7 protein-coding genes are annotated in these 9,306 nt (G+C 71.4%); 4 read left to right on the top strand and 3 right to left on the bottom strand.

Annotated elements, in window-relative coordinates:
• Positions 1-29: 29 nt before the first annotated feature.
• On the bottom strand, positions 30-1,412 hold the full coding sequence (locus tag ACFU53_RS43945; protein WP_384005474.1) for a tetratricopeptide repeat protein: 1,383 nt from the start codon (positions 1,410-1,412) through the stop codon (positions 30-32).
• 92 nt (positions 1,413-1,504) lie between these two features.
• Here ACFU53_RS43945 and ACFU53_RS43940 point away from each other — a divergent pair, with 92 nt between their 5' ends.
• Positions 1,505-2,911, top strand: coding sequence for an FAD-binding oxidoreductase (locus ACFU53_RS43940; RefSeq protein WP_384005472.1), 1,407 nt, complete (start codon positions 1,505-1,507; stop codon positions 2,909-2,911).
• 25 nt (positions 2,912-2,936) lie between these two features.
• Here ACFU53_RS43940 and ACFU53_RS43935 read toward each other — a convergent pair whose 3' ends face one another.
• Positions 2,937-3,350, bottom strand: a complete 414-nt coding sequence (locus ACFU53_RS43935; RefSeq protein ID WP_384005470.1) for an SsgA family sporulation/cell division regulator — start codon at positions 3,348-3,350, stop codon at positions 2,937-2,939.
• A 265-nt stretch (positions 3,351-3,615) separates the two neighbouring features.
• Between ACFU53_RS43935 and ACFU53_RS43930 the strand changes: the two genes are divergently transcribed.
• Both ACFU53_RS43930 and ACFU53_RS43925 read left to right on the top strand, forming a co-directional pair.
• Positions 3,616-5,301, top strand: a complete 1,686-nt coding sequence (locus tag ACFU53_RS43930) for an RDD family protein (RefSeq protein ID WP_384005468.1) — start codon at positions 3,616-3,618, stop codon at positions 5,299-5,301.
• Positions 5,302-5,404: 103 nt separating this feature from the next.
• Complete coding sequence (locus ACFU53_RS43925) at positions 5,405-6,070, top strand: RDD family protein (protein ID WP_384005467.1); 666 nt, start codon at positions 5,405-5,407, stop codon at positions 6,068-6,070.
• 80 nt (positions 6,071-6,150) lie between these two features.
• Here the strand turns inward: ACFU53_RS43925 and ACFU53_RS43920 are convergent, their stop codons facing one another.
• On the bottom strand, positions 6,151-6,441 hold the full coding sequence (locus ACFU53_RS43920) for a hypothetical protein (protein ID WP_384005465.1): 291 nt from the start codon (positions 6,439-6,441) through the stop codon (positions 6,151-6,153).
• Between the two features lie 467 nt (positions 6,442-6,908).
• On the opposite strand from ACFU53_RS43920, the gene ACFU53_RS43915 reads away from it, so the two are divergent.
• Positions 6,909-9,257, top strand: coding sequence for an immune inhibitor A domain-containing protein (locus ACFU53_RS43915; RefSeq protein ID WP_384005463.1), 2,349 nt, complete (start codon positions 6,909-6,911; stop codon positions 9,255-9,257).
• Positions 9,258-9,306: the final 49 nt, after the last annotated feature.

Here is a 9,306-nt window from a genome sequence, read left to right as displayed (position 1 = left end):
CCCGCCAACGCACCCGACCCCCCGCCCCCTCACGCGGAACGCCCACCACCCACCGAGAAATACGGATTGAGCCGCCGAGCCTCGGCAAAATGCCGCCGCGCCGGGGCCGCCAACCCCAAGGCCCGCTCGATCGCTCCCCGGTGATAGGCGTAAGCCGCACTCCGCACCTCCCCACCCCGCGCCCTGTCGGTCGCCCGCCGCGCGAACCCCAGCGCCTCCCCGTCCTCCCCCGCCCGATGCAACGCCCACCCCAACGCATCCGCCACCCGCAGACTCGGCTGCCGCTCCCACTCCGCACGGAGCACCCGCACCGCCTCCTCCGGATCACCGTGGTCCGCCTCCAGCGCCCCGAGGACGAGGGACTCGTTCACCCCGGCCGCGGCGGACCGCGCCACCAGCGTGCGCACCACCCCGTACTGCTCCCGCGCCGCCTCCGCCCGCCCCAGCGACTCGTACAGCTCGCCCAACCGCAGCGCGACCTGGGCCGACGGCCGCCGCGACAGCGCCACCCGGTACGCGCGCACCCCCTCCGCCGTCCGCCCCAGCGCGGCCAGCGCACGCCCCCGGCACGCATCGGCCTCCGACTCGCCCCCGGCAGCCGCGCAGTACCGCAACGACTGCTCCGCCTCCCCCCGCTCCCAGGCCAGCTCCCCGGCCCGCGCCCACCACGCGGCACCCTCGGCCGACGGCCCCGCGGCCGTCGTCTCCGAAGCCGCCGCGTCCGAGATCGCCGCGGCCGCGTCCTCGCGCGCCCCCTGGTCCCAGTAGACCTGCGCGGCCCGCGCCCGGGCCGCAGGCCCGGAGTTCACGGCGAGCATCCTGTCCAGGGTCGCGCGGGCCGCCCTGTACCGGCCGAGCCCGTCGTACGCGTCGATGAGCAGGGCGTACGAGGTCCAGCGCCCCGGCGACACCCGTACGGCCTCCTCGCCCCAGCGTTTCGCCGTCCGGAAGTCGCGGCGGGCGTTGGCGAGGGCGGTCAGGCCTTCGAAGGCGTCCGCGTTGCCGCTCGGCCGGAGGTGCAACGAGGTGCGCAGGGCGCGTTCGGCCTGCGGGTAGTCGGCGACGACGCCGGTCCGCCGGGCCCGTTCGGTGTACGCCACGCCGAGCACCGCCCACGAGGCGTGGTCACGCGGACGGGCCCGCACCCGGGCCTCACGTTCCCGGACGGTCGCGACCACATCGGGCAGCGCGGCGGGCACCCCGGCCGCCGTCAGAGCCTCCGCCCGCCGCACCCCGGGCCCGGCCGCGCCCACCACCCGTGCCGCCCGCCCGCCGCCACCGTCACCCCCGTCCGGCGGCACCACCATCAGCACACCCCCGAGCACGAAACACCCGACGACAGCCCCGACCACTCCCCGCCCCGGCCCCCGCCACCACCGCCGCGACGCCCGCTCCTCGTTCTCCACAGACATGCCGCTCACTGTGCGTCAATACGACGACCACATCCCGTACCCCCGAACGCTCGCGCCGACGGGTTCACACCGATGGCGGTGAGTGCGAACCTTTGATCATGAGCCGTATCCAAGCCCCGAGTGACGAGACGACCGGCAACCTCGTCGACCTTCTGCTGAGCGGCCTGCCGCCGGAGGCGGTCCTCGTCGATCCGGACGTCACGGCCTCGTACGGACACGACATGGCGAGCTTCTGCGAGGCGGGTGTCCCGGCGGTCGTCGTACTGCCCCGGACCGTCGAACAGGTGCAGCACGTCATGCGCGTCGCCACGGAACTACGTGTCCCGGTGGTCCCGCAGGGCGCCCGCACGGGCCTGTCCGGCGGCGCCAACGCCTCCGAGGGCTCTGTCGTGCTGTCCCTGACGAAAATGGACCGGATCCTCGAGATCAACCCCGTCGACCGCCTCGCCGTCGTCGAACCCGGCGTCATCAACGCGACCCTCTCCCGCGCGGTCAACGAGCACGGCCTCTCCTACCCGCCGGACCCCTCCAGCTGGGAGATGTGCACGATCGGCGGCAACATCGGCACGGCCTCCGGCGGCCTGTGCTGTGTGAAGTACGGGGTGACCGCCGAGTACGTCCTCGGCTTGGACGTCGTCCTCGCCGACGGCCGGCTCATGTCCACCGGCAGGCGCACCGCGAAGGGCGTCGCCGGCTACGACCTCACCCGGCTCTTCGTCGGCTCCGAGGGCTCGCTCGGCATCGTCGTCCGCGCGACCCTCGCCCTCAAGCCGCAGCCGCCCCGGCAGCTGGTGCTGGCGGCGGAGTTCGCGTCGGCCGCCGCCGCGTGCGACGCGGTGTGCCGGATCATGGCCGGCGGGCACGTCCCGTCACTGCTCGAACTCATGGACCGTACGACGGTGAAGGCCGTCAACGACCTCGCCCACATGGGCCTGCCGGAGACCACGGAGGCGCTGCTCCTCGCCGCCTTCGACACCCCGGACCCGGCCGCCGACCTCGCCGCGGTCGGGGAGCTGTGCGAGGCCGCGGGCGCCACCCAGGTCGTACCGGCCGACGACGCGGCGGAGTCCGAACTGCTGCTCCAGGCACGGCGGATGTCGCTCACCGCGCTGGAGGCGGTGAAGGGCACGACCATGATCGACGACGTGTGCGTGCCGCGCTCGAAGCTCGGCGAGCTGATCGAGGGCGTGGAGCGCGTCGCCGAGAAGTACGGCCTGACCATCGGGGTCTGCGCACACGCCGGCGACGGCAACACGCATCCCACCGTCTGCTTCGACGCGGCAGACCCCGACGAGTCCCGGCGCGCCCGCGAGTCCTTCGACGAGATCATGGCGCTCGGCCTGGAACTCGGCGGCACGATCACCGGCGAGCACGGCGTGGGCATCCTCAAGAAGGAGTGGCTGGCGCGGGAGCTCGGCCCGGTGGGGATGGAGATGCAGCGGGCGGTGAAGTCCGCCTTCGACCCGCTGGGCATCCTCAACCCGGGCAAGCTGTTCTGACCCTCTCGGTTCTTAGGCACGCGCCTCACTGGGCGAGGAGTTCGGCCAGGCCGTCGTCGATGCGCAGCATCTCGGACTCCGAGCCCGGCGGCACCACCCGCAGGGTCCGCTCCAGCCAGGCCGACACGGCGGCGGCCGGCGCTTCGAGCAGCGCGTCCCCGTCCGGTGAGCTGAGCGCCATCAGCACGACGCCCCGGCCCGACACCTTCGTCGGCCACACCCGCACGTCCCCGTGCCCGCACGGCCGGAACACGCCCTCGACGAGCAGCTCCCGCGCGAACGTCCAGTGGACCGGGCGTTCGGAGTTGATGTGGAAGGTGATGTGGACGGCGTACGGGTCGTCGCTGCGGTAGCCGAGCTTGGCCGGCACGGGGATGCTGCGCTCGGGCGACAGGACGAGTCTGATCTCCAGCTCGCGTTCCACGACGGTGTGCCGCATGGTGATCGTTCCTCTCTCGTAGAGGGGCCCTGTGGGCGGGCCCGTACGAGTGAGAGCGGCGCGGGCCCCGAAGCATTACGCGGGTTCGCGAAACTTTTTCCGACGAGTTCACCGACCGGCTTCCGGCACCCGGTGGCCCTCTCCTCCCGTAGCAGATCCGTGCGCGAATGGGGCGGGTCCGGCGGCAGCGGTCATGGGACTTGCCGGCGTCTGGTAGATGTGGATGCCCCCTACCAAACCCACGAGCAGATACGGGACGACGGACATGAGCGCCCCAACCCCGGCCCCCGGCGACGACAGACCCCGCGAAGGGTATTACCCGGACCCGTCCATTCCTGGATATGTCCGGTACTGGAACGGCGCGGCCTGGGTGCCGGGTACGAGCCGTCCGGCGCCCTCCGACGGCGAGCCGCTCGCCCCGCCGCCCGGCTCCGGCCCGTCCGGCGCCGTGGAGGAGACGGGCCCGCACTTCTTCGACGAGGACCCCGCGCCCGACGGCGAACAGGCCCGCCCGGCCGCCGACAACACCCTGCACGGCTCCCGGCCCGAGCCCGCCTCCGCGTGGGGCGCCGACCGCTCCCGCCAGACCGGTTTCGGCGGCGACAAGGACCGCCGGGTGTCCTGGGGTTCGACCCCCGGCGCGGACCCGCGCGACCCCAGGGTCTCCCTCGCGGCGGACGCGGTCGACGGCCCGGGTGGCAGCGGTGACCCCGGGCGTACGGCAAGCACGGACGGTACGGCGACGATCCCGCCGCCGGAGGCCGGCGAGGACGCCGGGGCCCCGCAGGGCACGGTGGTGTTCCGCCGTCCCAACACGTCGGGGCGCCCTCAGGCCGCCGAGGGCGCGGAACCCGTGCAGTCGGACGGCACCATGACGTTCCGTCCGTCCTCCTCGCGCGCGGGGCAGCAGGACGGGGGCGTGCCCCCGTCCCCCGCCGCCTTCGGCGCATCCCTGACCCCCGCTCAGGTCGCGGCCCAGCAGGCCCTGGGCCTCGCCCCGCAGTCCTCCTCGTCCTCGACGGCACCGTCCGGCCCCCAGCAGGGCCCGCAGCCTCCACAGGGTTCGTCGGCAGCTCCGCAGCAGGGTCCGCAGTCGGGCGGCATCGCCCCGGCGGCTCCGGCTCCGGCGGTGTCCGCCCCGGTCACCCCGGTCCCCCCGGTCCCCCCGGCACCCAGGCAACCGGAGCCGCAGCAGTCCCAGTTCGGTGGCGCCTTCCCCCAGCAGGCCCCGCAGACCCCACCGGCCGCGCCCGCCCCGCAGATCGCCCAGCCGGCGCCGGGCGTACCCCAGCAGGCCGCCGCCCGGCAGTCGGCCGAGCCCCCCATGGCCGTCGGCATCGGCGGTGGGCAGCCCTCCTGGGCCCAGCAGGTGCACCGGCTGGCCGGGGGCGAGGGGGAGCAGCAGGTCGCGCCGTGGAAGCCGGTGGTGGAGGACCCCTTCCAGGCGGCCGCGCGCCGGCAGGCGGAGGTCAGGCCCGCGGGGCTCGGCAGACGGCTGGCCGCCCGGCTCGTGGACAGCCTGGTCGTCGGCGCCGTCACGGCCGGGGCCGCCGTGCCGTTCGGCACGAAGGCGATGGACCACATCGACGAGAAGATCGACGCGGCCAAGCTCTCCGGCGAGAAGGTCACCGTCTGGCTGGTCGACGGCACGACCTCCGTCTACCTGGGCATCATCCTCGGCGTCCTGTTCCTGGTCAGCGCCCTCTACGAGGTGCTGCCCACCGCCAAGTGGGGCCGCACCCTCGGCAAGAAGCTGCTCGGCATCGACGTCCGCGACATCGAGGGCATCGAGCCCCCGTCGTTCGGGCGCTCCCTGCGCCGCTGGCTCGTCCACACCGTCTCCGGGCTGGTCGGCATCGGCGTGATCGGCGTCCTGTGGTGCGTGTGGGACAAGCCGTGGCGTCAGTGCTGGCACGACAAGGCGGCGCACACGTTCGTCGCGGGCAGGTAGCGCAGGAAGCGCGCGGGCCGGACGGGAGGCGTACGGGAAACCGCGTACCCCGTACGGCCCCGTGCCGGATGCGGAGCCGGGGGGTTCGCGGTCGACTCGGGCCATGAGCACCGAACCGCCGCCCTACGGCTCCGGTCCGCCCCCGGACGACGACGACCAGTTCAGGAAACAGCCGCCCCCGCCGCACCAGGGCGGCGGCTCCCCGTACGACCCGCCGCCCCAGCAACCGCCGCCGGGAAGCCGGCCGCCGCCCTATGGCGGTGGTCCCTACGGTGGCGACCCCTACGGCGGTGGGCAGTACCCCAACGACCCGCTCTCGGGCATGCCGCCGCTCGCCGACAGCGGGAAGCGGGTGCTGGCGCGGATCATCGACATGATCCTGGTGGCGATCGTGGTGGGGCTGCTGGCGTGGGCGTTCAGGATCAGCCAGTACTCGGTGGACTCGGACGACTTCGAGTTCGGCAAGTCCCTGGCCCAGGAGGCGCTCGCCGCGATCCTCTACATCGCGTACGACACGTTCTTCACCGTCAGGAACGGCCAGACCCTCGGCAAGAAGCTGATGAAGCTGCGGGTGGCGAACCTCAACGACGGCTCCACGCCCTCCGTGCAGACCGCGCTGATCCGCGCGGCCGTGCTGTGGATCCCCTTCGCCTTCTGCTGCGCCTGCATCTGGACGGCGATCGCGGGCGGCTGGAGCTTCTTCGACAAGCCCTACAAACAGGGTCTGCACGACAAGGCGGCCAAGACGGTGGTGGTCAGCACCGGTTGAGCCGAGGCCGCATCACGACGGCGGGTCCGTGGTCCACGGGCCCGCCGAAGCGTTTCAGCAAGCTGTCACCGAGTGCCGGTTCAGGAACCCGTCGGCTCGTGCACCGGTTCCCGTACCGCCTCGGATTCCACGGCCGACGGGGCCGGGGCCAGGGCGGCGACGGATGAGCGGGGGCGGCGCGCGGCGGCGCCGGGCGCGGGCTTGGGCAGCGGCACGGTCAGTGCGACGAGCAGGCCCAGGGCCAGGGCGGAAAGGGCGATCACCGCGATGCCCACGCCGGAACTCGTCTGTGACAGCAGCAGCATGGCGAGGGTCGACAAGATCACGGTGCAGGAACCGTAGGCGAGCTGTGCGGTCGTCGGACGAGGCATGGCAATCGTGTCCTCGGGTGGGGTCTCCCCGTGCCTCTCACGATGAAGGGGAGGTTGCGGATACGAATCAATGGTGAAGCAGGCCGTCGGCTTGGCTTTCACCGACTTCCGGCGCTCCGCCAATCGACTCTATTCGCCAGGGTGCCCGAGCGGAACGACGGGTAAGCGTGACCTGACACACGGTGCCGGGTGCACAGGGGGCGCACGGATTCATGTCGTCCGGCAAGTGGACGCATATGCGCGCCGGTTCGAGAGGCGCGCGAGCGATACACGTAACGCCCGCATAACGAACAAGCGCTTCCCGTGGACGTCGATAATGCACTTGACCTGTCCAAGTCAAGATCTGTCTTTTATCTCGAAACTCCGGTCGAATGGCGTCACTTGACTACACGCGTATACCGCGCGCGGACTCCTCCACGACCGGGGCGATCCCCTTCCGCGCGAACGGACGCGGGGGAGGACCTCAAGTGACCAGTAGATCCTGGACGTTCAGAGCGGCGGCCATAGGCGTCGCGGTCGCCACGGCGGCGGCGACCATGTCGGCCCTCACGGTGGCTCAGGCTGCCGAGGGCACGCAGGCGGCGGCTGTGGACCGGCACGACCCGGCGGACCACGAGCACGCCGAACACGACCTCGACGGCCCCCTGAGCAAGACTCAGGAGGCCCAGCGCGAGGAGGCCCTGCAGCAGGTCATATCCGGCGACGCCACGGTCAAGAACCGTGACGGCTCGCAGGTCGTGCAGCTGAAGAGCAAGAAGGGCAAGAGCAAGTACGTCGAGCTCGGCCGCGAGAAGACCGACAAGATCTTCACGATCCTCGTCGAGTTCGGCGACCAGATCGACAGCCGCTACGGCGGCACCGTCGGCCCGGCGCACAACGAGATAGCCGAGCCGGACCGGGCCCAGGACAACTCCACGGCCTGGCAGGCGGACTACGACCAGAAGCACTTCCAGGACCTCTACTTCGGCACCGGCAAGACCGAGTCGATGAAGAAGTACTACGAGAAGCAGTCCTCGGGCCGCTACTCGATCGAGGGCGAGGTCTCCGACTGGGTCAAGGTCCCCTACAACGAGGCCCGCTACGGCAACAACGCCTGCGGCCAGTCCACCTGCTCCAGCGTGTGGAACGTGGTCAGCGACGGTGTCACGTCCTGGGTCGCCCAGCAGAAGGCAGCGGGGCGCACCGACGCCGAGATCAAGGCGGACGTGGCCGAGTTCGACCAGTGGGACCGCTACGACTTCGACGGTGACGGCGACTTCAACGAGTCCGACGGCTACATCGACCACTTCCAGATCGTGCACGCCGGTGAGGACGAGTCCGCGGGCGGCGGCGTACAGGGCGAGGACGCCATCTGGGCGCACCGCTGGTACGCGTTCGGCTCGGACGCGGGCGCGACGGGCCCCGACGGCAACAGGCTCGGTGGCGCCAAGATCGGTGACACCGGCATCTGGGTCGGCGACTACACCATCCAGCCGGAGAACGGCGGACTCGGTGTCTTCGCCCACGAGTACGGCCACGACCTCGGTCTGCCGGACCACTACGACACCCAGGGCGGCGACAACTCCACCGGTTTCTGGACGCTGATGTCCTCCGGTTCCTGGCTCGGCACCGGCAAGGAAGCCATCGGCGACCTGCCCGGCGACATGACCGCCTGGGACAAGCTGCAGCTCGGCTGGCTCGACTACGACACGGCGAAGGCCGCGACGAAGTCGAGGCACAAGCTGGGGGTCGCGGAGTACAACACCAAGGACAAGCAGGCCCTCGTGGTCGAGCTGCCGAACAAGACGGTCACCACCGAGATCGTCCCGCCGGCGCAGGGCTCGACCCAGTGGTGGAGCGGCAGCGGTGACAACCTCTCCAACACGCTGACCCGTTCCGTGGACCTCACGGGCAAATCCTCGGCCGCGCTGACCCTCGACGGCTGGTACGACATCGAGGCCGAGTACGACTACCTCTACACCGAGGTGTCGACCGACGGCGGCGCCAACTGGACGTCGATCGACGGCACGGTGGACGGCGCGGCGATCCCGCGCGACGCCAGCGGCAAGCCCGCGCTGACCGGTTCCTCCGCCGCGTACAAGAAGCTGTCGTACTCCCTGGACGCCTACGCCGGCCAGAAGTTCGACCTCCGCTTCCGCTACCAGACGGACGGCGGCGTGGCCCCGAAGGGCTTCACGGCCGACTCGCTCGCGGTGACCGCCGACGGTTCCGTCCTCTTCTCGGACGACGCGGAGAGCGCGGACGCGGCCTGGACCGCCAAGGGCTTCTCCCGCGTGGGTGCGGCGATCACGGACGACTACGCCCAGTACTACATCGCCGAGAACCGTCAGTACGTGTCGTACGACAGGACCCTGAAGGTCGGCCCGTACAACTTCGGCTTCTCGACCACGCGTCCGGCCTGGGTGGAGCACTTCCCGTACCAGAACGGTCTGTTGATCTGGAAGTGGGACACCTCGCAGGCGGACAACAACACCAGCGTCCACCCGGGCACGGGGCTGGTGCTCCCGGTCGACTCGCACCCGGCGGCGCTGAAGTGGGCCGACGGCACGGTGATGCGCAGCCGGATCCAGTCCTACGACTCGCCGTTCAGCCTCTACCGCACGGACGGTCTGAAGCTGCACAAGGCGGACGTGCTGACGAAGATCCCGTCGTCGGAGGGTGTGTCCACGTTCAACGACCGGACCAGCACGTACTACGACGAGGCGACCCCCCTCGCCGGTGTCAAGATCACTGACACCAACACCAAGATCAAGATCGTCAAGGAGGCCAAGGACGGCTCCACGATCTCGGTCCAGGTCGGCCCCGCGGTGAAGTAACCAGCATTTCCGCAGGTCAGAGCATGTTCGGCCGCGACCCCCTTGGCGG

It is taken from the genome of Streptomyces sp. NPDC057474, from assembly GCF_042802555.1.
Classification (GTDB): domain Bacteria; phylum Actinomycetota; class Actinomycetes; order Streptomycetales; family Streptomycetaceae; genus Streptomyces.
The sequence above is the reverse complement of the archived record's forward strand: the minus strand, read 5'-3'. Positions and strand labels throughout refer to the sequence as shown.